General features: G+C 32.1%; 26 protein-coding genes. 19 read left to right on the top strand and 7 right to left on the bottom strand.

Going from position 1 to position 26,874, the window contains the following annotated elements:
- Positions 1-20: 20 nt before the first annotated feature.
- From rsfS to JM80_RS07570, 6 genes are read left to right on the top strand one after another with little or no spacing between them, the layout of a single operon-like run.
- The gene (rsfS, locus tag JM80_RS07595; protein WP_038504726.1) at positions 21-398 is read left to right on the top strand and encodes a ribosome silencing factor; all 378 of its coding nucleotides are present in this window, start codon (positions 21-23) and stop codon (positions 396-398) included.
- Positions 399-407: 9 nt separating this feature from the next.
- Entirely contained in the window at positions 408-2,390 is a 1,983-nt protein-coding gene (ftsH, locus tag JM80_RS07590; protein ID WP_144709622.1) for an ATP-dependent zinc metalloprotease FtsH, read from the top strand.
- A gap of 31 nt (positions 2,391-2,421) precedes the next feature.
- Entirely contained in the window at positions 2,422-3,033 is a 612-nt protein-coding gene (locus JM80_RS07585) for an LUD domain-containing protein (RefSeq protein ID WP_013620157.1), read from the top strand.
- Between the two features lie 2 nt (positions 3,034-3,035).
- Complete coding sequence (locus tag JM80_RS07580; protein ID WP_013620158.1) at positions 3,036-3,839, top strand: phosphatidate cytidylyltransferase; 804 nt, start codon at positions 3,036-3,038, stop codon at positions 3,837-3,839.
- Positions 3,829-4,494, top strand: coding sequence for a phosphatidylserine decarboxylase family protein (locus JM80_RS07575; RefSeq protein WP_013620159.1), 666 nt, complete (start codon positions 3,829-3,831; stop codon positions 4,492-4,494). Before JM80_RS07580 ends, JM80_RS07575 begins: the two co-directional genes overlap by 11 nt.
- Positions 4,487-4,753 (top strand): acyl-CoA-binding protein, encoded by a 267-nt coding sequence (locus tag JM80_RS07570; protein ID WP_013620160.1) that lies wholly within the window; start codon positions 4,487-4,489, stop codon positions 4,751-4,753. Before JM80_RS07575 ends, JM80_RS07570 begins: the two co-directional genes overlap by 8 nt.
- Here JM80_RS07570 and JM80_RS07565 read toward each other — a convergent pair whose 3' ends face one another.
- Together JM80_RS07565 and JM80_RS07560 are read right to left on the bottom strand one after the other, a co-directional pair.
- Entirely contained in the window at positions 4,754-6,022 is a 1,269-nt protein-coding gene (locus tag JM80_RS07565; protein WP_013620161.1) for a sterol desaturase family protein, read from the bottom strand. It lies immediately after the preceding gene.
- Between the two features lie 117 nt (positions 6,023-6,139).
- Positions 6,140-8,773 (bottom strand): valine--tRNA ligase, encoded by a 2,634-nt coding sequence (locus JM80_RS07560; RefSeq protein ID WP_144709621.1) that lies wholly within the window; start codon positions 8,771-8,773, stop codon positions 6,140-6,142.
- A 194-nt stretch (positions 8,774-8,967) separates the two neighbouring features.
- On the opposite strand from JM80_RS07560, the gene JM80_RS07555 reads away from it, so the two are divergent.
- Entirely contained in the window at positions 8,968-9,366 is a 399-nt protein-coding gene (locus JM80_RS07555) for a DUF1573 domain-containing protein (RefSeq protein ID WP_013620163.1), read from the top strand.
- Positions 9,367-9,417: 51 nt separating this feature from the next.
- On the opposite strand, the gene JM80_RS07550 is transcribed toward JM80_RS07555, so the two are convergent.
- A complete protein-coding gene (locus JM80_RS07550) occupies positions 9,418-10,746 on the bottom strand; it encodes an aspartyl protease family protein (RefSeq protein ID WP_034646255.1) in 1,329 nt (442 codons plus the stop codon).
- A gap of 146 nt (positions 10,747-10,892) precedes the next feature.
- Here JM80_RS07550 and JM80_RS07545 point away from each other — a divergent pair, with 146 nt between their 5' ends.
- The 9 genes from JM80_RS07545 (at position 10,893) to JM80_RS07505 (ending at position 19,701) form a co-directional block, all read left to right on the top strand.
- Complete coding sequence (locus tag JM80_RS07545; RefSeq protein WP_013620165.1) at positions 10,893-12,083, top strand: pyridoxal phosphate-dependent aminotransferase; 1,191 nt, start codon at positions 10,893-10,895, stop codon at positions 12,081-12,083.
- Positions 12,083-13,099, top strand: coding sequence for a UDP-N-acetylmuramate dehydrogenase (gene murB / locus JM80_RS07540; RefSeq protein WP_144709620.1), 1,017 nt, complete (start codon positions 12,083-12,085; stop codon positions 13,097-13,099). Before JM80_RS07545 ends, murB begins: the two co-directional genes overlap by 1 nt.
- 206 nt (positions 13,100-13,305) lie before the next feature.
- The gene (locus tag JM80_RS07535) at positions 13,306-13,869 is read left to right on the top strand and encodes an RNA polymerase sigma factor (RefSeq protein ID WP_013620167.1); all 564 of its coding nucleotides are present in this window, start codon (positions 13,306-13,308) and stop codon (positions 13,867-13,869) included.
- Positions 13,866-14,630 carry an anti-sigma factor gene (locus JM80_RS07530; protein WP_013620168.1) on the top strand — a complete coding sequence of 255 codons (765 nt, stop codon included), beginning with the start codon at positions 13,866-13,868 and terminating at the stop codon, positions 14,628-14,630. Before JM80_RS07535 ends, JM80_RS07530 begins: the two co-directional genes overlap by 4 nt.
- 56 nt (positions 14,631-14,686) lie before the next feature.
- A complete protein-coding gene (locus JM80_RS07525; protein ID WP_013620169.1) occupies positions 14,687-14,896 on the top strand; it encodes a hypothetical protein in 210 nt (69 codons plus the stop codon).
- Between the two features lie 24 nt (positions 14,897-14,920).
- Positions 14,921-15,490 carry an RNA polymerase sigma factor gene (locus JM80_RS07520; RefSeq protein WP_013620170.1) on the top strand — a complete coding sequence of 190 codons (570 nt, stop codon included), beginning with the start codon at positions 14,921-14,923 and terminating at the stop codon, positions 15,488-15,490.
- A 57-nt stretch (positions 15,491-15,547) separates the two neighbouring features.
- A complete protein-coding gene (lipA, locus tag JM80_RS07515) occupies positions 15,548-16,423 on the top strand; it encodes a lipoyl synthase (protein ID WP_013620171.1) in 876 nt (291 codons plus the stop codon).
- 63 nt (positions 16,424-16,486) lie between these two features.
- Positions 16,487-17,497: a type I glyceraldehyde-3-phosphate dehydrogenase gene (gap, locus tag JM80_RS07510; protein WP_013620172.1), complete on the top strand. Its 1,011-nt coding sequence runs from the start codon at positions 16,487-16,489 to the stop codon at positions 17,495-17,497.
- Positions 17,494-19,701 (top strand): ATP-binding protein, encoded by a 2,208-nt coding sequence (locus JM80_RS07505; RefSeq protein ID WP_034646257.1) that lies wholly within the window; start codon positions 17,494-17,496, stop codon positions 19,699-19,701. The genes gap and JM80_RS07505 overlap by 4 nt, the downstream gene beginning before the upstream one ends.
- Here the strand turns inward: JM80_RS07505 and lpxK are convergent.
- A complete protein-coding gene (gene lpxK / locus JM80_RS07500) occupies positions 19,694-20,692 on the bottom strand; it encodes a tetraacyldisaccharide 4'-kinase (RefSeq protein ID WP_144709619.1) in 999 nt (332 codons plus the stop codon). The genes JM80_RS07505 and lpxK overlap by 8 nt on opposite strands.
- A gap of 50 nt (positions 20,693-20,742) precedes the next feature.
- Between lpxK and JM80_RS07495 the strand changes: the two genes are divergently transcribed.
- Both JM80_RS07495 and JM80_RS07490 read left to right on the top strand, forming a co-directional pair.
- A complete protein-coding gene (locus JM80_RS07495) occupies positions 20,743-21,837 on the top strand; it encodes a Nif3-like dinuclear metal center hexameric protein (protein ID WP_144709618.1) in 1,095 nt (364 codons plus the stop codon).
- Between the two features lie 4 nt (positions 21,838-21,841).
- On the top strand, positions 21,842-22,621 hold the full coding sequence (locus JM80_RS07490) for a zinc ribbon domain-containing protein (protein ID WP_013620176.1): 780 nt from the start codon (positions 21,842-21,844) through the stop codon (positions 22,619-22,621).
- Positions 22,622-22,671: 50 nt separating this feature from the next.
- Here the strand turns inward: JM80_RS07490 and JM80_RS07485 are convergent, their stop codons facing one another.
- Both JM80_RS07485 and JM80_RS07480 read right to left on the bottom strand, forming a co-directional pair.
- On the bottom strand, positions 22,672-24,015 hold the full coding sequence (locus JM80_RS07485; RefSeq protein WP_144709617.1) for an NAD(P)/FAD-dependent oxidoreductase: 1,344 nt from the start codon (positions 24,013-24,015) through the stop codon (positions 22,672-22,674).
- Positions 24,016-24,178: 163 nt separating this feature from the next.
- Positions 24,179-24,727 carry a ClpP family protease gene (locus tag JM80_RS07480; RefSeq protein ID WP_013620178.1) on the bottom strand — a complete coding sequence of 183 codons (549 nt, stop codon included), beginning with the start codon at positions 24,725-24,727 and terminating at the stop codon, positions 24,179-24,181.
- A gap of 119 nt (positions 24,728-24,846) precedes the next feature.
- On the opposite strand from JM80_RS07480, the gene JM80_RS07475 reads away from it, so the two are divergent.
- Positions 24,847-25,545, top strand: coding sequence for a hypothetical protein (locus tag JM80_RS07475; protein WP_034646262.1), 699 nt, complete (start codon positions 24,847-24,849; stop codon positions 25,543-25,545).
- On the opposite strand, the gene kynU is transcribed toward JM80_RS07475, so the two are convergent.
- Positions 25,546-26,820 (bottom strand): kynureninase, encoded by a 1,275-nt coding sequence (kynU, locus tag JM80_RS07470; RefSeq protein ID WP_013620180.1) that lies wholly within the window; start codon positions 26,818-26,820, stop codon positions 25,546-25,548.
- Positions 26,821-26,874 lie beyond the last annotated feature (54 nt).

Genomic DNA, 26,874 nt, shown 5'->3' with positions numbered 1-26,874 from the left:
GTATAATCTAAAATTTTTGAATGCAAAAAAAGACAGCTAGTGCAGACGAACTTATAACTTTAATTTTACAAGGAATTGAAGAAGTAAAAGGGCACGATATAAATTTACTAGACCTTAGAGAAATAGAAAATACGGTATGCGACTACTTTGTAGTTTGTAACGGTACCTCTAACACGCACGTTAATGCAATAGTAAGCTCAATACAAAAAACCGTTAGTAAAGCTATACAGGATAAACCTTGGCACGTAGAAGGCTCAGACAATTCTGAATGGGTTTTATTAGACTACGTTAATGTTGTGGTACACGTTTTCCAAAAGCAAACAAGAGACTTTTATGACATAGAAGGACTTTGGGGAGACGCAAAAGTTACCGCTATAGAAAGTAGTTATAACCAGTAAATAAATAGAATGGCAAAAGACAATAATACAAAACCTAACAAACCTAAATTTAACTCATGGTGGATTTATGGTATTTTAGTAGCATTAATTATAGGATTTCAGTTTTTAAGCAGTGATGGCTTATCTTCTACCAGAAAAAAAACTACATCAGATTTATTAGAATATATTAAAAATGGTGACGTTAAAAAAGTTATGATTATATCTAATGCAGGCTATGCAAAGGTATACTTAACTGAAGAAGCGCTAGAAAAAGATTCTCACAAACCTGTTTCTAAACCTAGTTTTTCTTTAAATCCTACAGAATCTCCTAGCTATGTTGTAAACTATGCTTCTTTAGAAATTTTTGAAAAAGAAATTAAAGACGCTAAAGCATTAAATAATGTTGATACAATTATAGATAGCGAAAAAGAATCTAATACGTTTGAAAACTTATTATTTACACTATTACCATTTGTACTAATCATAGGTATATGGATATTTATGATGCGTAGAATGTCTGGTGGTAGCGGTGGTGGTGCCGGAGGCCAAATATTTAACATTGGTAAATCTAAAGCTAAATTATTTGATGAAAAAACAGATACGCGTACTTCTTTTAAAGATGTTGCAGGTTTAGAAGGTGCTAAAGAAGAAGTTGAAGAAATTGTAGAATTCTTAAAAAACCCTGAAAAATACACCTCTTTAGGTGGTAAAATACCAAAAGGAGCTTTATTAGTAGGCCCTCCTGGTACTGGTAAAACATTATTAGCTAAAGCTGTTGCTGGTGAAGCTAAAGTACCTTTCTTTTCACTATCTGGTTCAGATTTTGTAGAGATGTTTGTAGGTGTAGGTGCATCTAGGGTGCGTGATTTATTTAAGCAAGCCAAAGACAAATCTCCTGCAATTATTTTTATTGATGAAATTGATGCTATTGGTAGAGCTCGTGGTAAAAACAACGTTACAGGTTCTAATGATGAAAGAGAAAACACATTAAACCAGTTATTAACAGAAATGGATGGTTTTGGCACCAATACAAATGTTATTGTATTAGCTGCAACAAACCGCGCAGATGTGTTAGACAAGGCATTAATGAGAGCTGGTCGTTTTGACAGACAAATTTATGTAGACTTACCAGATATTAGAGAACGTAAAGAAATTTTTGAAGTACACGTTAAGCCTATTAAAACAGCTGAAACTTTAGATTTAGATTTCTTAGCTAAACAAACACCTGGTTTTTCTGGAGCAGACATTGCTAACGTATGTAATGAAGCTGCATTAATTGCTGCACGTAAAGAGAAAAAAGCTGTAAACAAGCAAGACTTTTTAGACGCAGTAGACCGTATAGTTGGTGGCTTAGAAAAGAAAAACAAAATAATAACTCCTGGGGAAAAGAAAACTATTGCTTACCATGAAGCAGGGCACGCAACCGTAAGTTGGATGCTAGAACATGCTGCACCGTTAGTAAAAGTTACCATTGTACCAAGAGGACAATCTTTAGGAGCCGCATGGTATTTACCAGAAGAGCGCTTAATTGTACGTTCTGAGCAAATGCTAGACGAAATGTGTGCTACTCTTGGTGGACGTGCTGCTGAAAAAGTTATTTTTAATAAAATATCTACAGGTGCTTTAAGTGACTTAGAAAAAGTGACTAAACAAGCAAGAGGTATGGTTACTGTTTATGGTTTAAACGATAAAATTGGTAACTTAACATATTACGATTCTTCTGGGCAAGACTCTTATGGATTCTCTAAACCTTATAGCGAAGAAACGGCTCGTATTATTGATGAAGAAATTTCAAAATTAATAGAAGAGCAATACCTAAGAGCTATAGATCTTTTAGACAAAAACAAAGACAAGCTTACAGAGTTAGCAGAGCGTTTGTTAGAAAAAGAAGTTATTTTTAAAGATGATTTAGAAAAGATTTTTGGAAAAAGACCTTTTGCTAAAGATGTTAATGAAAATGCTGAAGAAGAAGCAAAAAAAGACGCTACTACCAATTCTTCTGAGGAAGAATAGTACGTACACACCATAAATTTTAATATTTTTAATGAGCATATTTGGTAAACTTTTTGGCGCTAGTAAAAAAAAGAGTTCGGATGCACCCGCTGAAAATCGTGGTGTGCATATGCCAGAACTGGATTTGCCTATAGACGAAAAGTTTACCATTTACTTTAAAAAAAATGGTGGAAAATTTATTTATTGTGATTCTGATGATGAAGTATCATCTGCTTTACAAAACATTGTAGAGGAAAACGGATGGCAAAACAACTCTTTCTTTTCTTTAGATGACAGGTTAGAGAAAAAATTTGCTAATGAACATATTTCGTTTTCAAAATCTACCAAAAAAAGTACCGTATTTTTTACAACTTGTGAGCACTTAATAGCTCAAAATGGTTCTATTCTAATTTCTTCTAATCAATTAAAAGAAAGAAAAATGAATGAACTACCAGACAATTTTATTGTATATGCAACTACTAGCCAACTTACGGCTAGCTTAGGAGATGGATTAAAAAGTATAAAAAAGAAATACCAAGGCAGAATTCCTGCAAATATCACCACTATAAAACATTTTCAGTCTAATATAAAAGAAGAAGATGATTTTTTGTCTTACGGAAGTACAGCTAAAAACTTATATCTTATCTTAATGGAAGATTTATAAGTATGAAAGAAATTTACAAAAGAGCAATAACAGGCATTATATACGTAGTGCTTTTATTATCAGCTGTATTCTTAAATTCAGATGCATTCGACTTTTTATTTATGGCATTTGGTTTGGCTTGTTTATTTGAGTATAAGCGCATAGTTAAATTAAAAGGATACTACGTTTTTGTTGCCTACCTAGCACTTTGGTGGGCATACATATATTTAATACAAAAAGAATGGATAATTAACATATTACTTGTAGCAACTTTAGTTACAGACATTCTATTACTATACTTTTTACTTTCTAAAAAAGAGAAAGTGTTTACTCCTATTGAAAAATTTCTTTGCGGATTATTATTTTTAGGTGGTGGCTGTATTTTTTTAACAATGATACCTTATAGAGGTGGTGGTTTTGAAAAAATATTGATTATGGGTATTTTTATATTAATCTGGGTAAATGACAGTTTTGCTTACTTAGTTGGCCGTAAATTAGGCCGTACAAAGCTTTTTCCATCGGTTTCCCCTAAAAAAACTATTGAAGGTGCAGCTGGCGGTTTAGTATTTGCCTTAATTGCTGCGTATATTATTTCTATCTTTGAAAATAATTTAAGTATACTACAATGGCTTATATTAGCAACCGTAATAGTTGTAACTGGCAATTTAGGAGACTTAATAGAATCTAAATTTAAAAGAAAAGCTAAGGTAAAAGATAGCGGAGCAATATTACCAGGACACGGAGGAATTTGGGACCGTTTAGACAGTTTAGTCTTTGCTGCTCCATTTGCATTTTTAACATTAATTATATTTTCACATGTTTCATAAAGAGGGACAAAAAATTATCATCATTACCTTTATTTTAGTAGTTGCAGCAATTGTATCTGCAGAGTATTTTGTTACACTAAACTGGTTAAAAATAGGACTACAAGTTGTTGCCCTTGTTTTTTTAATATTGATACTACAGTTCTTTAGAAACCCTAAAAGAAAAGTAAAAAGAACTTTTGATGATATTTTAGCTCCTGTAGATGGTAAAGTTGTAGTTATTGAAGAAGTAGAAGAGCCAGAATATTTTAAAGGTAAGCGTAAGCAAATATCTATATTTATGTCTCCTGTTAACGTACATGTTACAAGGTACGCTGCATCTGGTTCTATTAAATATTCTAAATACCACCCTGGAAAATATTTAGTTGCGTGGCACCCAAAAGCAAGTACAGAAAATGAACGTACTACTGTTGTAATAAACACGCCTAAATTTGGAGATATTTTATACAGACAAATTGCTGGTGCTTTAGCTAAAAGAATTGTAAACTATGCTAAAGTTGGTGACAGTGTACACCAAGGTGAAGATGCTGGTTTTATAAAATTTGGATCTAGAGTAGATATTTTTTTACCATTAGATACTGTGGTTACTGTTAAATTAAACCAAAAAGTTATTGGTGCTAAAACTTGTATTGCTACATTACCAAGCCAAAATGACTAATGACAAATTACATAAAGAGTTTTTAGAGTCTGTAGAGCACGTTAATAACTATACAGAACCATTACCTGCAGATTTACTTTTAAAACTGTATGCATATTACCGTATAGCACACAAAAACTTTGATAACCCAGGTAGTAGAACCCCTTTAATTAATGCTTTTAAAGCTAATGCTTTAATACAAGCAAAAAACTTAACGCCTAAACAGGCTATGAAAAATTATATAAAGTTGGTGAACAAAGAAATTAAGGATAAAGCTTAATTAAGCTACAATTTCATTATTAAAAAACTCTTTTTCTAACAACGTAAAATATACTGCTGCCGTTATTGTTATTAAAAAATAGCTTAACATTACACTTGTTGCTCCTGCAAAATATGTTTGCATTCCAAACCAACCATTTTGAATTATTAAATAGGCTACTCCTAACATACTCCTTACTACCTCTATAGTTAATGCATATTTTTTTCTATCCATTAAGGTGGTATAACCATATACACCAACAAAAATAAATGCTCCGTAAAGCAAAGCTGCACCAAACCCTATGTTTTCAAAATTGTAAAACAAAAAAAGCATAAGTCCTAATGTAGCAAACATCTGAAAAAGAATATATCCTTTAAATAATTTAGAAGCTTCTGTAGTATAACGCTTAAAAGCATACACATCTTCAATAATTGCTATTGGATATTTTTCTTTCACATCTGCCGGCCTCCACCCTGTTGGCATAAACCAAATTTTAATTTTATCCCATATATTTTTCGTATACCAAGCATCCTTTACTAATCTCCAAAAGTGCTGAAAATTTATGTGAACAGGATTCCATGTTGCTGCAGGTTTCAAAACTCCGTATTGCGGTGGAACATCATCTAACTCTTCTTGAAAAGTACCAAACAAACGATCCCAGAAACTAAAAATCTGACCTAAATTTTTATCTATATATTCCGGATTAATTGCATGGTGTACTCTATGCTGAGATGGCGTAACAATTACATACTCTAACCAACCCAACTTACCTATATGCCTTGTATGATACCAAAATTGAGCAAACAAATGCAACGGTGCTAAAACAGCAATTACTTGTTCTGGAACTCCCAAAAGAGCTGCAGGAAGCAATAATAAAGGTACATATCCAATTAAATTAGAAATTGATTGTCGCAATGCACAAGACAAATTAAACTCTTCACTACTATGATGAATTACGTGTTGATTCCAAAAAATATTGATTTTATGACTCAATCTATGATTCCAGTAACCAGCAAAATCTATAAATATAAAACCAAGTACCCAAACCTCCCATGAATTACCGATATTAACCAATGCCAAATTACGTTCTAAATACGGATAAGAAACAATTAACAAACCTATACCCAAAGAATCTTTTATAATATTAGTAAAACCAGAGCTTATACTAGATACGGTATCTAAAACCGTATACATTTGTTTTTTAACAAAATATCCGTAGCCTATTTCTAAGGCCATTAAAATCATAAAAAACGGAATAGCGTATAAAAGAGCAGTGGTATAGCTAATCATAAATGTATGGTTTACTCAAATATACTAAAAAAAAACAAACGTCTTACATTGCTGTTTTTAACAAAAAAAAGCTACTCTGTACAGAGTAGCTTTTGCATATTTATCAACCATAAAGGCTTACTGCAAACCTTTTAAGCTTTTTTCTAAAGTTTCAATTTTTGCTTCAGCATCTGCTTGTTTTTTGCGCTCTATTTCAATAACCTTTTCTGGTGCATTGTTTACAAAACGCTCATTACTTAGTTTCTTTTGTACAGAAATTAAAAAGCCTTTAGTGTATTTTAACTCTTCTTCAATCTTTTTTATTTCTGCTTCAATATCTATTGCGCCAACCATTGGTATAAAATACTCATTAGATTTTACTCTAAAAGATAGTGCCCCATCTACAGCTGCATCTGTATAAGAAATTGAAGAAACATTAGTAAGCTTAGCAATAACAACATCCCACTCTTTAGATACATTTTCTGCATTTAACACAGATAACTCTAAAGCTTCTTTCATTGGTATGTTTTTCTCCTTTCTTATGGTTCTTACTCCAGACACAACTTCGGCTGCAAAATCAAAATTCGCAATTACAGCTTCATCTACCTTTTGTTGCTCTGGCCATTGTGCCACAACTAATGCTTGCTCTGGTTTACGATCCTCTATATGTTGCCAAACTTCTTCAGTTAAAAATGGCATAAACGGATGCAATAATTTTAAGTTTTGTTCAAAAACTGTAATTAAAGCATTATACGTAGTTCTATCTATTGGTTGCTGGTAGGCTGGTTTTACAATTTCTAACAACCAAGAGCTATAATCATCCCAAACCAATTTATAAATTGCCATTAATGCATCTGAAATACGGTATTTACTAAAATGGTCTTCAATTTCTAACAATGTTTTATTAAACTTAGCATTATACCACTCTAGTCCAATTTTAGATGCTTCAGGTTGTGCTATATCTGCTACCTCCCACCCTTTTATTAATCTAAATCCGTTCCATATTTTATTCGCAAAGTTTTTACCTTGTTGGCAAAGGGCTTCATCAAACATTAAATCGTTACCAGCAGCAGAACTCAACAAAAGTCCTACTCTAACCCCATCTGCACCGTACTCTTCAATTAACTTGAGAGCATCAGGAGAATTTCCTAATGATTTAGACATTTTACGTCTTTGTTTATCTCTAACCAAGCCAGTTAAGTAAACGTTTTCAAAAGGTTTTTGATCTTTATATTCATACCCAGCAACTATCATACGTGCAACCCAGAAGAATAAAATATCCGGACCAGTAACTAAGTCGTTTGTTGGGTAGTAGTATTTAATTTCTTCGTTTTCTGGTTCTAAAACACCATTAAAAACACTCATTGGCCACAACCAAGAAGAAAACCACGTATCTAATGCATCTTCATCCTGACGTAGATCTTTTGCCGTTAATGCCGTGTTACCAGATTTTTCTTGAGCTAATTTTAGCGCATCTTCTTTATTTTCTGCTACAACAAAATCATCTTTACCGTCTCCAAAATAGTAAGCTGGTATTTGCTGTCCCCACCATAACTGTCGAGAAATATTCCAATCTCTAATATTTTCCATCCAGTGACGGTATGTATTCTCAAACTTTTTAGGAAACAATTTAACCTCAGCATTATCTCCAAGTACAGCCTCTATAGCTGGCTTAGCCAACTCTTCCATCTTTAAAAACCACTGATCTGACAATCTTGGTTCTATAACAGCCTTTGTACGTTCTGATGTACCAACTTTATTTAAATGCTGTTCTGTTTTAATTAAAAAGCCTTTTTCTTCTAACTCTTTAGATATTTCTTTACGAACAACAAACCTATCTTTACCTTCATAATGCAAACCAAAGCTATTTAAAGTAGCATCTGCATTAAAAATATCTACCACTTCTAAATTATGCTTATCACCTAAATTTTTATCATTTACATCATGAGCAGGCGTAACTTTTAAACAACCAGTACCAAACTCTAGATCTACATACTCATCTTCTATAATAGGTATAACTCTATTTACTATTGGTACAATTGCTTTTTTACCTTTTAAATGAGTAAAACGTTCATCATTAGGGTTTATACAAATTGCTGTATCTCCAAAAATAGTTTCTGGACGTGTAGTTGCAATAGTTAAAGTATCATCAGATCCCTCAATTTTATAATTGATATAATAAAGGTTCCCTTGTTTTTCTTCATGAATAACCTCTTCATCAGACAAGGTAGTTTGTGCCTCAGGATCCCAGTTAACCATACGGTAACCACGGTATATTTTTCCTTTGTTGTATAAATCAACAAAAACTTTTATTACAGATGCAGACATATGGTCATCCATAGTAAAAGACGTACGGTCCCAGTCACAAGAACATCCTAATTTTTTAAGTTGATCTAAAATAACGCCTCCATACTCATCTGTCCAATCCCAAGCATGCTTTAAAAACTCCTCCCTTGTTAAGTCGGCCTTATTAATTCCCTTTTCTTTTAATTTAGCTACAACTTTTGCTTCTGTTGCTATAGATGCATGATCTGTACCAGGAACCCAGCATGCGTTTTTACCTTGTAAACGAGCTCTACGTATTAAAACATCTTGTATTGTGTTATTTAACATATGCCCCATATGTAACACACCTGTAACATTTGGCGGTGGTATTACAATGGTATATGGCTCTCTGTCATCTGGAGTAGAATGAAAATATTTATGTTTTAACCAATAGTCATACCACTGGTTTTCAGATTTTTGAGAATCGTATTTTGATGCAAGTTCCATTCTTTGGTATAGTTTTTGTTTTACTCTTAGCGTGAGTATTTAATTTTAACAATAAAGCCTGCAAATTTAAAGAAAAATTAAGGATTTTTACTGTGTTTAAATACGAAACAAAAATAAGTAACGTTATCACATAACAAAAGAATTTTTAAAGGTTAAATAGTAAATAGTATATTTGATCTTAATTTAAACCCAAAATGATGAAAAAGATAGTATTAGTATTATTTGTTGGCCTACTAGCATTTAACCTAAGTGCACAAGACAAAAAGGCTAAAATTGAATTTAAAACTGAAACTGTAGACTACGGAAAAGTTGAACGTGGTGGTAACGGTGTTAGAGTTTTTGAATTTACAAATACTGGAGATGCTCCTTTAATTATTAGCAAGGTAAACTCTAGCTGTGGATGTACTATTCCTAAAAAACCAAAAGAGCCTATTATGCCTGGTAAAACTGGTGTAATTGAAGTAAAATACGACACTAAAAGACCTGCAGGGCCTATTAGAAAAGCAATTACTGTTATTTCTAATGCAGAAACGCCAACTAAGGTTTTAAAAATAAAAGGTGAACTTGTAGAAGCTAAATCGGTAGCACAATAATTACAACACACCACAATAAACAAAAGGCACTCTATTTTTAGAGTGCCTTTTTTATTTAAATAAATTTTTAATACGCAAGTTAAAAAGTAGCCTTTCTCCTCTACGCTCTACTAGCACCACTACTTTTTTACCTGGCAAATCATCTACCATATGCGTTAACTCTTGTAGCTTATATTTGTGTGCTTCTTTTTTATTTACTTCTAATATAACATCTCCTATTTTTAAGCCAGCATCTTTAGCAGGACTCCCTTCTCTAAGGTTTGACACAACTATTTGCGGCACTAAGCTTATTACAACTTCATTATCATAACTAACAGTTACATTAGAAGCAAAACTATTATTACTTACATTACCAAGACCTTTTTTTGCATTTACCCTACTTTGTTTAATATAGCGCAAACCACCATGTTGTAAAGCCATACCACTAGTTCTAAACCAAAATGGCTTTTTGTAGTTAGAATTTTTTTTGAAAGAAACTTGTTTATTAGGATAGTCAAAAACCCAATTAAATCGTTTTAAGACTTCTCCTCCAACACTACCATTACGTTCTCCTTTTTTAGTTAAGTATTTTACAGAAATACTATCTGGAAAAGCTGTTTTTGTATCCTTAATAACATAACTTCCTAACTTAAACTGATCTATTTTGGTCCTTTTACCATATATATCTCCACTTAACCCTTTCCCTAAAAAATCTTCAAAATATTTATGCTGTATAGAAATACCTTTTATTTTATTCTCAAAAAGCCAAACAGCATCACTACTACCTGTATCTATAAGTAATTTAACAGGCACAGTATTTTTTTTAACTAGTGCTTTAGCCTCTATGTAAGCCTTTTTACGCTCTAAACTTAGTGGTAAGTATTCTATTTTTTTATTTTTAGATTGTTTATAGTTTTTAGGGTTATGCACCTTAATAAAGGTATTTGTATAGTTAATTTCTACAATATGATTTTTAAAAAAGTCATACCCCAAAATTCCGTGTACAGGCATTCCTAATTTAGGAGAAAAGTTTAAGTCTTTATCTAAAACTATATATACCAATTGATTGGCATTCTTAAAAGAGTTTAGTTCTAATAAGTTTCCTGTAGATTTTAACGCTTTTATTGGCTCACCACCACCTAATCCTCTTATTGTAATTTCTGATACATTTTTAATATCTACAGAATCTTGATCAGCAAAATTAAACAGAATAGGCTTACTTACCCCAGTATCTAATATAAAGGTAAACTGAGCTCCATTAATTTTGGCTGGTAAAACAATAAGGTTATTTACTAGTTTAAACTTAATTTTCTCATACTTTTTACCTTCTGGCAACTCAAAAGTTTGAGCTCCAGAAACTATTGAAAAAAGCATACAAAAAATTAAAGCTTTTAGTTTCATTGATACTGATTTTCAGCATATACCCATATAAAATACAAAAAAAAATGTTAACCTACTTAATTTATGGTCTTAAATAGATAAAAATTAAGCATTATGGTGTTGTTTTCTATGCTTGTATTTCTCATTTTTGCCTAAAATATTTTTTTATGCCATCAATTTCAACAAAAGGGCTAGCAATGCCAGAATCACCAATTCGTAAATTGGTACCTTATGCAGAAAACGCTAAGAAAAAAGGAATAAATGTTATTCACTTAAATATTGGTCAGCCAGATATTAAAACTCCCCAAGTAGCTTTAGATGCAGTAAAAAATAATACATTAGATGTTATTGCCTATAGCAGAACAGAGGGGTCTGAAACATATAGAGAAAAAATAGCTGCGTATTATAAAAAGCAACATATTAATGTTACCGCACAAGAAATTATTGTAACAACTGGAGGCTCTGAAGCTTTAGCCTTTGTAATGGGTAGCATTGCTGATGCTGATGATGAAATTATTATACCAGAACCTTTTTATGCAAACTATAACGGTTTTGCAACTGCAGCTGGTGTACATGTTGTTCCTGTAGTGTCTAAAATAGAAAATAACTTTGCATTACCACCTATAGAAGAATTTGAAAAATTAATAACTTCTAAAACTAAAGCAATTTTAATTTGTAACCCAGGCAATCCAACTGGTTATCTATACAGTAAAGAAGAAATAAAAAAACTAGCTGCAATTGTAAAAAAACACAATTTGTTTTTAATTGCAGATGAAGTATACAGAGAGTTTACATATGACGGTAAAGAGCACTACTCTATTTTACAGGAAGAAGGTTTAGAGGAAAATGCAATAATTGTAGATTCTGTTTCTAAAAGATATAGTATGTGTGGTGCTCGTATTGGGTGCCTTGTTTCTAAAAACAAAGAACTTGTAAAAACAGCTCTTAAATTTGCACAAGCAAGACTATCTCCGCCAACATATGCACAAATTGCTAGTGAAGCTGCTTTAGAAACACCTAATAGTTATTTTACAAATGTTATTGAAGAATATGTAGAACGCAGAAACATATTAATAACAGAATTAGAAAAAGTAAAAGGCGTACGTGTTGCTAAACCACAAGGAGCTTTTTATTGCATAGCAGAATTACCTATTAAAGACGCAGATAAATTTGCTCAGTGGCTTTTAGAAGATTTTAATATTAATAATGAAACTGTTATGGTTGCACCTGCTGCTGGCTTTTACGCTACAAAAGGTTTAGGCAAAAACCAAATAAGAATAGCATACGTTTTAGATAAAGAAAGCTTAAAAAGAGCCGTAAACATCTTAAAAGAAGCTTTAGCTGTATACCAAGATTAATGGTTATTAAAGAAAACATATCATTAAAGGAATACAATACATTTGGTATAGACGCTAAAGCATCATACTTCTGCGAGGTAACTTCCGTAGAAGAGTTAAAAGAAGCTGTAGCATTACCAAATTACCCAAACAAATTTATTATTAGTGGTGGTAGCAATATGCTTATTACCACTAATATTAATGCTTTGGTTATACACATTGCTATTAAAGGCATAAGCATTAGTAAAGAAGATAGTGCCAATGTATGGCTAAATGTTATGGCTGGTGAAAATTGGCATAATCTTGTACTTTGGTCTTTAGACCATAATTATGGCGGACTAGAAAATATGTCTCTAATACCAGGTAACACAGGTACTGCTCCTATACAAAACATTGGTGCATATGGCGTAGAACTTAAAGACTCCTTTGTAAGCTGTAATGCATTACATATAAAAAGCGGAGAAATACACAGCTTTACCAAAGAAGAATGTAAATTTGGCTACCGAGATTCTTTCTTTAAAAATGAAGGAAAAGGCAAATACATTATTACATCTGTAGTTTTAAAACTAACCAAAAAAGACCATAATTTAAAGGTATCTTATGGTGCAATAAAAACAGAACTACAAAAAAACAATATTACAAAACCTACTATTAAAGATGTTTCTGATGCTGTTATAGCTATTAGAAAAAGTAAACTGCCAAATCCGGTTGAAATTGGAAATAGCGGCAGCTTTTTTAAGAACCCAATAGTAGACAAATTAATTTTTGATAACTTTAGCCAAAATAACCCTGATGCTCCGTTTTACGCCCTGCCAGACAATACGTACAAAATACCAGCTGGCTGGCTTATAGAACAATGCGGATTTAAAGGAAAAAGATATGGAGATGCTGGCGTACACAAAAACCAAGCGCTAGTTTTAGTTAACTATGGTAATGCTACAGGAAATGAAATTCTTGAGCTATCAAAAAAAATACAGAATTCTGTTTTAGAGAAGTTTAACATTCAGATAGAAGCAGAAGTTAATATCATAAAATAACCCCTGAAACCAAAATGGAACAGGGGTTATACCAAACCAAACTAACCAAAAATAAGTGGCAGTAACCAGCTGCCTACTTAAGTTGTAAATATTTTAATTATCGCAATCATTTTTGTAATCTTGCGTTTAACTATATACGTTAGTAAATGTATATTTGGATGCCGCAGTGTAAAAAAAATTTACAGAAATAGCGTAACACAACTAGAATGAGTACACTACTTGAAAAACATATTGTAGAATTACTACAAGATAGAGATGAAAAAGCAATATCTTTATTGTACGACCATTATGGTGATACTTTATTTGGTGTGGCTAACAAAGTTGTTAGAGATGAAGACTTAGCACAGGACGTACTACAAGAAAGTTTTGTGAAAATTTGGAAAAAAGCAGACTCTTATGACTCCTCTAAGGCTAAACTATTTACGTGGTTATTTAGAATTACCCGTAATACAGCTATAGACAAACTTAGAAGTGTAAACACAAAATCAGATAAGGAAATCCAAATAGACGTTTCAGACGTATATAATTTAGGTACAGAAAGCACTAGACCAGAACTTATGGATGTTAAAGATAACTTACACAAGTTAGAGTCTAAATATAAAATTGTCCTTGAAGCCTTATTTTTTGAAGGGATGACCCAACAAGAGGCTAGCGAAGAATTAAATATTCCTTTAGGAACTATAAAGTCTAGATTAAAAATTGGACTAAGAGAATTAAAGAAAATATACGGTTCTACCGCATTAACAATACTTATATCATTTTTGTTATGACAGATAAAATAAAAAAATTCTTAGAATCAGATCTTCTAGAAAAGTATCTTTTAGATACTACAACTACAGAAGAAACGCTTAGGGTAGAGCGCTACATAGCTATGTACCCAGAGGTAAGCAAAACGTACAACGAGTTGCAAGAAAATTTAGAAATTTTTGCAAAACTACATGCAATTGATGCTCCAGATGGTTTAAAAAACAAAATTCTTGAAAGAGTAAAAGCAGAGAAAAAATCGCACAGTAAATTTTACAGGTACATTGCTATTGCTTGTTCATTAGCTTTTGTTTTTGCAGCTGCTTCTTTCTTCTTCTGGAACCAAAACAAATCGTTACAAGAAGAAAACACTATTGTTAACAATAAAATGAAGACTATTGAAAACAATATGAAACAACAATTAGAGGATGTTAGAAACCAATTTATTGTACTTAACAACCCTAAAACAAAAAGGTACAATGTAAAAGGCAACACAAAAGCTAAAGAATTAAAAGCTGTTGCTTACATTAACCCTGTTAAAAAATTATCATACATAAATGTAAAAAACATACCTAATTTACCAGAAGACCAATGTTTACAAATGTGGGCAGAAGTAGATGGTAAAATGATTAATATTGGTATAATTAAAGACATTACAGATAAAGACAAATTACTAGCATTACCTTACGGAGAAAATGCTATGGGTTATATTACAATAGAACCTAAAGGTGGTAACAAAACACCAACAGTAGAAAATATTGTAGCTAATATATCATACGCAAACTAACGTTAAAGTGTATACATATAAAAGCTATAATTAGTATCTTTGCTTAAAATTTAATTATGAAACTAGTTTTATTAACCATAGGCCTTCTTAGTCTTGGTTTTGCAGGAATTGCAATTAAAATTTGGGCAAAGAAAGATGGCAAATTTGCAGGGACGTGTGCTAGCCAAAGTCCTTTTTTAAATAAAGACGGACAAGCTTGCGGTATGTGCGGCAAACTACCTGCGGAGCAAGATTGCAAAATGGAGGCATCAACAGAAATACAATAGGCAAATGAAAATTTGCCTTTTTTTATGAAATTATCTGAAGAAGAACTTAACGCCAACTTAACCAAAGCTAAAGCAGGTAACCAAATTGCTTTTAGCAACCTTTTAGACGCCTTTTGGAATGATGTTTACGGCTTTTTACTTGTAAGAACCGAAAACGAAAACGACGCAGAAGACCTAACAATACAAACTTTCTCTAAAGCTTTTGATAAAATAAACACCTATGATGGTAACTACAAGTTTAAAACTTGGTTAATTACTATTGGTAAAAATTTACACGTAGATTTATTTAGAAAAAGAAAGCGTAGCGTACTTGAAAATATGAATTATGGCAATGATGATGTTATAAAAGTATTAGATGATGCACCTACCATAGAAGACCAATTAATAATAGAACAAAATTTAGCCAATCTTTTACAAGACATAAAAAAGCTAAAACCTGCTTACCAAAGAATTATAAACTTGCGTTACTTTAATGAATTAAGCTATGCAGATATTGCAACCGAGCTTAATGAACCTATAAATAGTGTAAAAGTAAAGCTACTACGCGCAAAAAAACTACTTGCTCAAATTATAACAGCAAAACCAAAATCTTGACCTCTACTCTATTATAACTAACGCTATTTTGTTTGTATATTTGTACAAAATATTTTTATGAGTATTAACACTGTAGATAACGTAAAACCGCCTAAGGGAAAACCAAAATGGTTACGAGTAAAACTACCTACTGGTAAAAAGTACACACAGTTAAGAGGTTTAGTAGACAAATACAGCCTTAACACTATATGTACATCAGGTAGTTGTCCTAATATGGGAGAATGTTGGGGAGAAGGCACAGCTACATTTATGATTCTTGGTAACGTATGTACTAGATCATGCGGATTTTGCGGTGTAAAAACAGGAAGACCGGAAGATGTAGATTGGGAAGAACCAGAAAAAGTAGCACGTTCTATTAAAATAATGAGCATTAAACATGCTGTTATTACATCTGTAGACAGGGACGATTTAAAAGATATGGGATCTATTATATGGGCAGAAACTGTAAAGGCCATAAGAAGAATGAACCCAGAAACAACTTTAGAAACTCTTATTCCAGATTTTCAAGGAATAGGCACTCACCTAGACCGCATTATAGAAGTTGGTCCAGAAGTAGTTTCTCATAATATGGAAACTGTAAAAAGACTAACTAGAGAAGTGCGCATACAAGCTAAATACGAGAGAAGTTTAGATGTACTGCGTTATTTAAAAGATAACGGAGCCAGAAGAACTAAATCTGGTATTATGCTAGGCTTAGGAGAACAAGAAGAAGAGGTTATTAAGGTTATGGAAGACCTTAGAGCTGCAAATGTAGATGTTGTAACTATTGGCCAATACCTACAACCTTCTAAAAAACACCTTCCTGTAAAAGAGTTTATTTTACCTGAGCAATTTAAAAAATATGAAGAACTAGGACTAGAAATGGGCTTTAGACACGTAGAGAGTGGCGCACTGGTTCGCTCATCATACAAAGCACACAAACATATTAACTAATTTTAGCCTACATACAAGTAGCTAAAACTGCTTTTTGTTAAGCATTATTTTTTCGTATTTAAAATGAAAAAAATAAACATTGGTATTAACGGTTTCGGCAGAATTGGCCGTACCTTATTTAGGTTATTAAACCAATACCCAAACTTAAATGTTGTAGCTATTAATGATTTGGCAGATGCTAAAACATTAGCTCACTTATTAAAGTATGATAGTGTACACGGTATTTTTAATGAAAATATATCTAATACAGAAAATACTATTGTAGTAAACGGTAACACTATAAATTTAACAAATGCTAGCACGCCTAAAGATATTCCTTGGCACAATAGCAATGTAGACTTAGTTATAGAGTCTTCAGGTAAATTTAAAACTCAAAAAGAGCTAAATTATCATTTAAAAAACGGAGCCAATAAGGTTATTTTATCAGTTCCGCCAGCAGATAATGCTATAAAAATGATAGTTTACGGCATAAATCATACAGACATAACTGCAGAAGACCACATTATATCTAATGCATCATGCACAACAAATAATGCGGCTCCTATGGTAAAAGTTATTAACGACTTATGTGGTATAGAGCAAGCGTATATTACAACCATACACTCTTACACTACAGATCAAAGCCTGCATGACCAGCCTCATAGAGATTTACGTAGAGCAAGAGCTGCAGGGCAATCTATAATACCAACTACAACTGGTGCTGCCAGAGCTTTAACTAAAATATTTCCAGAGTTAGCAGAAGTTATTGGAGGTTGCGGTATTAGAGTACCGGTGCCAAATGGCTCATTAACAGATATTACCTTTAATGTAAAAAAAGAAACCTCTATACAAGAAATAAACAACGCATTTAAGTACCACGCAGACAACAACTTAAAAAAAATACTGTATTACACCGAAGATCCTATTGTTTCTATTGATGTAAACAATAGTTCTTATTCTTGTACGTTTGATTCTCAGATGACTTCTGTTATTGGTAAAATGGTAAAGGTCATTGGTTGGTATGATAATGAGTCTGGATACAGCAGTAGAATTATTGACCTCATAAATTTGTTGGTTCAAAAAAAATATATTTGAAAAAAGTAAAACATAATCTAATATTTAAAACAGTACTTACTGCAATTTTTAGTTGCTTACTGTTTTCTTGTGCAATTGCTCAAGAATCTCCAACTGCGTTTAAAGATTTAGATTATTACTTTTCTGTTGCTCGTAAAAACAAAAATCAAAACAACATAAAATCTGCATTAGAGGCCATACAAAAAGCTGCCGATTACGCAGAAAAAAAAGAAGATGAAAAAGGGTTAATAGATTGTTTTCATAAATATGCATTTTTATATTTAGAACTAAACAATGTACCCAGATCTAAGTTTTATTGGGACAGAACAAGAGTTTTATTAAAAAACATAGCCTACCCATACGGCTCTAGTGAAAGCAAATATCTAGAGGCTATTTACTTATACTTAGATAAAAATAATTTTCAGGCCGAAGAAAAATTATCAGAAGCAAAACAGCTAAGTAATGATCGTAATTTACTTAACCGTATAGTTTTAACCCAGGCTAACATCAACTTTCAAAAAACAAATTTTTTAAAAGCATCTAGATTTTACAATGCACTTGTTGTAAACTCAGATATTTATGAAAAAGATTACTTTACAACTCAAGGCTACCTAGGTTTAGCAAAAATTAATTCTTTTGACAATCCTGAAGATTGCATAAAATTTGGATTAGAAGCATTACCAATTGCTAAAAAAAATGGTTTTATAAATGAAATGCTAGAAATTAATACTCTAGTTGGCAAAGCTTATGAAGATATTAAAGACTACAACACAGCTTTAATTTTTAATAAAAACCTAATTCATTTAAAAGATTCATTATACGGTATAACCGCAAGTAAAGCCAGTGAAAGAACCGCAAATGATATACATATTGAAGGATTAGAGCAAGATGTAAAAACTTTATTAGATAAAAATTTAGAGCAAGAAGCATCTATAAATAGGTCTGAGAGTACAAATATTGTTGCTTTTGCCATTTTAGCTATCATTTCTTTACTGGCAATTTCATTATACAGAAACAATCAAATAAAAATTAAAACAAATAATTTACTACAAAAAACAAATAAAGAGTTAGAAATTGCTAAAGATGAAGCGGTTAAAGCTATGGAAGCTAAAACCAATTTTTTATCTACAGTAAGTCATGAACTACGTACACCATTATATGCAGTTACCGGTTTAACCAATTTACTATTAGAAGAAAACCCTACTGAAAATCAAAAAGAGCATTTAAAATCACTTAAATTTTCTGGAGATTACCTTTTAAATTTTATAAATGATATACTACAGGTTAACAAAATTGATGCTCAAAAATTAGAAACTTTACAAATTGAGTTTAGCCTAAGAAAAACTATAAAAGATGTTATAGATTCTCTACAACAAAGTGCAAAATCTAACAATACAAAACTTAATTTGGTTATAGACAAAAAAATATCTAGAGCCCATTTAGGAGACCCTATCAAAATATCACAAATACTAATAAATTTAATTGGTAACGCTATAAAATTCACCAAAAATGGCGAGGTTACTGTTACCATTAATGAACTTAAAAAAGTTGAAGATATTTGTACTATTTATTTTGAAGTAAAGGATACTGGAATAGGAATATCTAATGAATTACAAGAAAATATTTTTGATAGTTTTGAACAAGGATCTATACAAATTAATAGAGAATACGGTGGTACAGGTCTTGGCTTAACAATTGTAAAAAACTTATTAAATTTATTTGGGAGCACTATACATTTAGAAAGCACAAAAGGAGTTGGCTCTATATTTAGCTTTGAAATAGAACTTGTTTGCAAAGACAAAGGCGCAAGTAATACTGAAGATGAGTACATACCACAAGAGTTTATTTTTGAAGGGTTAAAACTACTTATTGTAGAAGACAACAAAATAAACCAAGTAATTACTAAAAAAATGCTTTCTAAAAAAGGAATGGCTAGTGACATTGCTAATAATGGTACAGAAGCCATAGAGCTTGCCCAAAATAACACTTATGACGCTATTTTAATGGATATTCATATGCCAGGTATAAGTGGTGTAGAAGCTACTATTGAGATCAGAAAGTTTGACTCTGAAATTCCTATTATTGCACTTACCGCTATTTCTTTAGATGACAGTGTAGAGAATTTTTACGCTGCCGGTTGTGATGATATTGTTACCAAGCCTTTTAAACCAGATTACTTTTATCAAAAAATAGGAGAAAATATCTTCAATAAAAAAATTACCTAACAATATTTTTTATACTGTTTAATAGTTTTGTTTTTCCCTTATGTAATATTTGGTGCTGCACTTCTATATAACATAAATTACTTAACTTACCCTGCAGTCTTACAAAGTCCTTTTCTGTAGTTATTACAAATGGTTTACTTGCAAAGTTTGCTATTTCTGCATCTGTAAAAAAATGATGATCTTTATACGCTAAATGCTCAAAATCTAGTCCTTGTGTACTTAAAAAATTTACCAAAGGCTTAGGGTTTGCTATACCTGTAACTAAAGTTATCTTTTTATCTTTTAAATTGTTTATTGTTAACGGAGACTTATACCCTTTTAATGTAGTAGCATAACTTAATATTGCAAACAATAACTGCTGGTGTTTTTTAGGCTTAAGTTTTTGCTGTATCAATTGCTGTTCTTTTGCAGTTATAGCACCAGGACATTTAGTTACAATTATTACGTTAGCACGTTTTGCTTCGTTTTTAGCATCACGTAAATTGCCAGTTGGCAAATACCAATCATCTGTATATAGGTTACCGTATGCAGTAAGTAGTATAGAAAATGTTGGCTTAACTTTTCTATGCTGGTATGCATCATCCAACAAAATAATATCTGGCTTTATTTGCTTTTCTAAGGTTGCAATTCCGTTTCTACGGTTGCCATCTACAACCATTGTAACAGCAGGGTATTTCTTGTATATTTGATAAGGTTCATCTCCCAATTCTTCCACACTAGTTGTGCTGTTTGCTATTAATAAACCTTTAGATTTTCTTCCGTACCCCCTACTTAAAACAGCCAGTTTATATTGGTTTTGCAAGTTGTGTATTAACAACTCTATCATAGGTGTTTTTCCAGTACCACCAGCACTTAAATTACCTACGCAAATGGTTGGCGTTTTAAATGATACTGAAGAAAACACACCAACATTAAACAAATAATTACGCAAATAAACTACTAGTCCGTAGAGTAAAGAAAAAGGAAATGCTAATTTTCTGAGTAGTTGCATAAGAACGAAAGTAAATATTTTATCTTTGATATTCATAAAAGCAATCAAAAATGACTGTAAAAGATATTACAAACATTATTGAAGATTTTGCGCCGCTAAATTACGCAGAAGATTTTGATAATGTAGGCCTATTAATTGGTAACGCTAGCACAAAAGTTACTGGCGTATTGGTTACTTTAGACACATTAGAAAATGTTGTAGATGAGGCAATTGCTAAAAATTGTAATTTAATAGTAAGTTTTCATCCTATTATTTTTTCTGGTCTAAAAAAAATTACTGGTGCTAATTACGTAGAGCGTGTGGTTTTAAAAGCTATAAAAAATGATATTGCAATTTATAGTATGCACACTGCCTTAGACAATAGTAACAAAGGTGTAAATGCAAAAATTTGTGAAGTTTTAGGACTTACCAACACCAACATATTAATACCACAAAAAGGTACAATAAAAAAGTTAACTACTTACGCACCTAAAAACGAAGTTGACAAAATAAAAGAAGCATTATTTATTGCAGGAGCAGGTAATATTGGTAATTATAGCAACTGTAGTTTTACTACCGTAGGTATAGGCAGTTTTAAACCTAACCAAAATGCCAACCCAACAGTTGGCCAAATTGGCAAAACAGAAACTGATGAAGAAGTACAAATTAACGTAACTTTTGAAAAAGCAAAAGAAAAGCAAATTGTACAAACTTTACTAAAAAACCACTCTTATGAAGAGGTTGCCTATGAAATAACCACCCTAGAAAATACAAACCAAAATATTGGTATGGGAATGGTTGGTGAACTAGAAAACGCCTTAAATGAGGTAGATTTTCTTAATGATCTTAAAAATAAAATGAATGTAGCGTGTATTAGGCACTCTAATTTATTAAATAAAAAAATAAAAAGAGTAGCTGTACTAGGCGGAAGCGGCTCTTTTGCAATAGCCGCCGCAAAGGCTGTAAACGCTGATGTTTTTATTACAGCTGACTTAAAATATCATCAATTTTACGAGGCAGAAAACAAAATATTACTAGCAGATATAGGACACTTTGAAACAGAGCAGTTTACAAAAAATCTTTTAGTAGAGATACTTACAAAAAAAATTCCTAATTTTGCAATCTCTTTATCGGAGAGTATTACAAATCCTATCAAGTATTTTTAAAAATATGGCAAAAAAGAAAGAAGCAACGGTAGAAGAAAAATTGAGAGCATTATATGACTTGCAATTAATTGATTCTAGAGTCGATGAGATAAGAAACGTTAGGGGTGAACTCCCGTTAGAAGTAGAAGATTTGGAAGATGAAGTTTTAGGACTTAAAACTAGATTGGACAAATTAAAAACTGATGTAGAAACAGTTAATTATGAAATAACAGCTAAGAAAAATTTAATTGAGGAATCTAAAGGCCTAATTAAAAAATATGCTGAACAACAAAAAAATGTAAGAAACAGCCGTGAGTTTAACTCTTTATCTAAAGAAGTTGAGTTCCAAGAATTAGAAATTCAATTGGCTGAAAAAAACATTAAAGAATTTAAAGCGCAAATAGAGCAAAAGAAGCAAGTTATTGCTGACACTAAAGAGCGTTTGGCTGCTAAGGAGTCTCACTTAAAACACAAAAAAGGTGAATTAAGCGAAATTTTAGCTGAAACTGAAAAGGAGGAAAAAGCCTTACTTAAAAAATCTGAAGATTTTCAAAATCAGATTGAAGAGCGTTTGGTAAAAGCTTATACTAGAATTAGAACCAATGTTAAAAATGGTTTAGCTGTTGTACCTATTGAAAGAGGTGCATCTGGAGGTTCTTTCTTTACTATACCACCACAAGTACAAGTAGAGATTGCTGCTCGTAAAAAAATTATTACAGATGAGCACAGTGGTAGAATTTTAGTAGACCCTGTATTAGCAGAAGAAGAAAATGAAAGAATGCAAAAAATGTTTTCTAAATTATAGAAATAGCATTTTATGATTATAAAAAAAGACCGCTAATTAGCGGTCTTTTTTTATTTAAGCAATTCTATTATTTTGTTGGTAACTTCTTCACTATCCCATTTTTCTTCAATATTAGGTAGTTGCATTATCTTTTTCATTATAGCTTCTTGCTCATCCCCTAACGCTAACGCTTCTGCGTACGGCCTGTTACTAAAGGTAACCCTAGAATATACAGGTAACCATTTTTCTGGGTATTCTGCCGCAAATTTTTTCTCTATCTTTTTTTGTAGTAAAAACATAGGATCTGCAGTTTTACTACTCATTTCTACAAAATTCCTGTAACTAAGCTCTGCAATAGCATCTGCATTTGGCTTACGCTCTTTTTCATACTCTTCAAAAGCAAGTGTCCAATTATCTGGATATTTTTTAAGCATATTAGCAAGCACAAAAATATCTTCAAAACCAGCATTCATACCCTGACCATAAAAAGGCACAATAGCGTGCGCAGAATCGCCCACAAGCACTGCTTTGTCCCAATAAGTCCAAGGAAAGCATTTCATAGTTACCATTGCACTAGTTGGATTTTTAAAAAAATCTCCAATAAGGTTATCTAAATCTGGCATAACATTAGGAAAATGCGTAGAAAAGAAATCTTTAGCCTCTGCCTTGTTAGTAATACTCTCAAAAGATATCTCTCCCTCAAAAGGCATAAAAAGCGTACAGGTAAAGCTACCATCTATATTTGGCATAGCTATTAACATAAACTTGCCACGTGGCCATATATGAAAAGAGTGCTTATCTAATTTATGTGTACCATCTTCATTTGGTAAAATAGACAACTCTTTGTAACCTACTTTTATAAATTCCTGCGAATAATCAAACCTACTACGTCTTTGCATTTTATGACGTACACGTGAAAACGCACCATCACAACCAAAAACACAGTCAAACTTATACTCTTCCCAAACTCCTTTTTCTGTTTCTCCTGTATAAATTTTTGCTTCAGGTAAATCTACATCCCATACTTTTTCAGAAAAACGAAATTTTGTTCCTTCGGCCTCTGCCAAGTCTATCATTTTTCTATTTAAAAGCCCTCTAGATGTAGACCAAATTGCCTCATCATCTTTACCATATTTTTGGTAGTACAAAGGCACACCATCTACGTGCATTGCACGCTGGTACAACGGTATGGCTATTTTTTTAATTTCATCTTCTAAGCCTACTTGCTGCAATGCGTTCCAACCTCTATTGCTCATTGCTAGATTAATAGACCTTCCTGAGAATTCTACCGTACGTATATCTGGTCTTCTGTCAAAAACAGTAACTTTATGTCCTTCTTTTCTTAAATAAATAGCTAATAAAGAACCAACTAATCCGGAGCCAACTATGGCAATGTCTTTTGGAGATTGTGACATATTTTTTGTTATAAAGAGGTGATAACGAATGTTAAAGTTATGCAAACAAGCATCTAAGCAGTGCAAATAACTCGTATATAGTACACATCCGCGTTAATCGTCTACATATAAAAAAGTCCTTCACAATTATATTTTTATGAAGGACTTTTTACTTTAGTAAACTTTATTCTAAAATTCCGTCTACAATTCCGTAGGCTACAGATTCTTCTGCATTCATCCAATAATCTCTGTCAAAATCTTTCATCACTTTATCAAAGTCTTGACCACAATTATCTGCTAAGATTTTAGCACTTAACTCTCTAGTTTTTATAATTTCTTTTGCTTGTATTTCTATATTAGAAGCCTGGCCACCTGCGCCACCACTTGGTTGGTGAATCATTACCTGTGCGTGTGGTTGTATAAAACGTCTTCCTTTAGCACCAACAGATAGTAATATAGACCCCATAGATGCTGCTAAACCAGTACAAACTGTAGAAACAGGACTTTTTAAAGACTTTATAGTATCATAAATAGCAAAACCAGATGTTACGTAACCTCCTGGGCTATTTATAACCAACTGTATTTCTTCATTTCCCTGTAAATCTAAATACAATAAACGATCTATAACGTGCTTTGCAGAGTCATCATTAACCATTCCCCACAAAAACACTTTTCTTTCATTCAACAATTTTTCATCAATTGCTTCTTGAACTTTACCTTTTTTTGAACTCATTGCCTAATTTCTTATTTACATCAAAAATAATCAATTTATTTATAAAGTACGTTGCTACGTTTCATCAATCTATAAAACATACTACAAAACATAGTATCTTTGTTAAAAAATTAAATCTTATGCGCAAAATATTCACTTTTATACTAGCTACAACTCTTTTTATTTCTTGTAAGGAAACTAAAAAAGAAGACGTTGTTACTCCTAAAGAAACACTTGAACCTGTAAAAAAAGAGCTTACAATTTTAGATTCTGTTGCTAATGCTCACGGATTTAAAAACTGGAAAAACATTACACAAATACAGTTTACTTTTAACGTAGACCGCGGGGAAAACCACTTTAACCGTAGCTGGAACTGGCGCACAAAAAGCAATGATGTTTTAGCCATTTCTGCAACAGATACGTTAGCTTACAATAGAGCTTCTATGGACTCTATTGCTAAAAAAACTAATGCTGGTTTTATTAATGATAAGTATTGGCTGCTAGCCCCATTTAATCTTGTTTGGGATAAAGACAATATTACATTTACAACTACCAAAAATGAAGAGGCACCAATTAGTAAAAAACCAATGCAAAAATTAACTATTGTATATGGTAATGATGGTGGTTACACTCCTGGTGATGCTTATGATTTTTATTTTGAAGACGATTATTTAATTAAAGAATGGGTGTACAGAAAAGCAAATGCAGCAGAACCGTCTATGAGTACTACTTGGGAAAATTATACAGAACAAAACGGATTAAAAATTGCCTTAGACCATAAGAATGCCGAAGGCAATTTTAAACTTTACTTTACAGATGTAAAAAGTATTAGCAAGTAATTAATTACTTTGTAAAATACCCTCTTTTAAAATTTGTCCAAAACGGTACATATCTTCAAAAGAACAGTAAAATGGTGCAGGAGCTAAACGTATTACGTTTGGCTCTCTCCAATCTGTTATTACTCCGTTTTTCATTAAATAATTAAACAACTCTTTTCCTTGCCCGTGTAACAATACAGACAATTGTGTACCTCTTTCTTTTGGTGTAATAATCTCAAAATTGGCTGTTTCTACTTCTTTATCTATTTCTTGCAAAACAAACTCTAAGTAAGCTACTATTACATTTCTCTTTTTAATTAAAGCTGGCATACCAACTTCTGCAAACATTTCTAAAGATGCTAAATAAGGAGCCATTGACAAAACTGGTGGATTACTTACTTGCCAAGAGTCTGCAGTGTGGCTAGACTCAAATTCTGGCTTCATTAAAAAACGTGTTTCTTTTTTAGATCCCCACCAACCTTCTAGCCTAGGTATGCTATCATCTGCCAAATGTTTTTCATTAACATAAATACCAGATGCATTACCCGGACCACTATTTATATATTTATAACTACACCATGATGCAAAATCTGCATTCCACTCATTTAATTTAAGTTCTATATTACCTGCTGCGTGTGCCAAGTCCCAACCTACAAAAGCACCAACATCTTGCCCTGCTTTTGTTATCGTTTTCATATCAAAAACCTGACCGTTATAGTAATTTACACCACCAATTAAAACAAGTGCAAGCTCATCTCCTACTTCGTTAATTTTAGCCACAACATCTTCTGTACGCCAAAAATGTTCTCCTTCTCGTTTTTTAACCTCAACTATAGTGTCTTTAGGGTTAAAACCGTGAAATTTAACCTGACTGGTTAACATATATTGGTCTGATGGAAATGCTTTTTCTTCGCAAATAATTTTAAACCTTTTAGCGGTAGGTCTGTAAAATGAAGCCATTAAAAAATGAAGATTTACAGTTAATGTATTCATTACACAAACTTCTTTAGTTTTTGCTCCTAATAATGTAGCCATTGGCGCTGCTAAACGCTCATGATAATCCCACCATGATTTTTCTGCATAAAAATGCCCTTCTACTCCAAGTTGTGCCCAATCTTGCATTACATCATCTACAAATTTTTGTGCTGTTTTTGGCTGTAACCCAAGAGAATTTCCTGTAAAATAAATAGCATCTTTACCATTAATTTTAGGAAAATAAAACTGATCTCTATATCCTTTTAAAGCATCATTAACATCTAATTCTTTGGCAAACTCTAAAGTATTTTTAAACTGCATCTATTTAATTTTTATTCAAAAATAAGAAATCAAAATAACTATTTTTGCAAAAAC

The organism is Cellulophaga sp. RHA_52, assembly GCF_007827205.1.
Lineage (GTDB): Bacteria > Bacteroidota > Bacteroidia > Flavobacteriales > Flavobacteriaceae > Cellulophaga > Cellulophaga lytica.
This window is presented reverse-complemented; position numbering and strand designations above follow the sequence as displayed.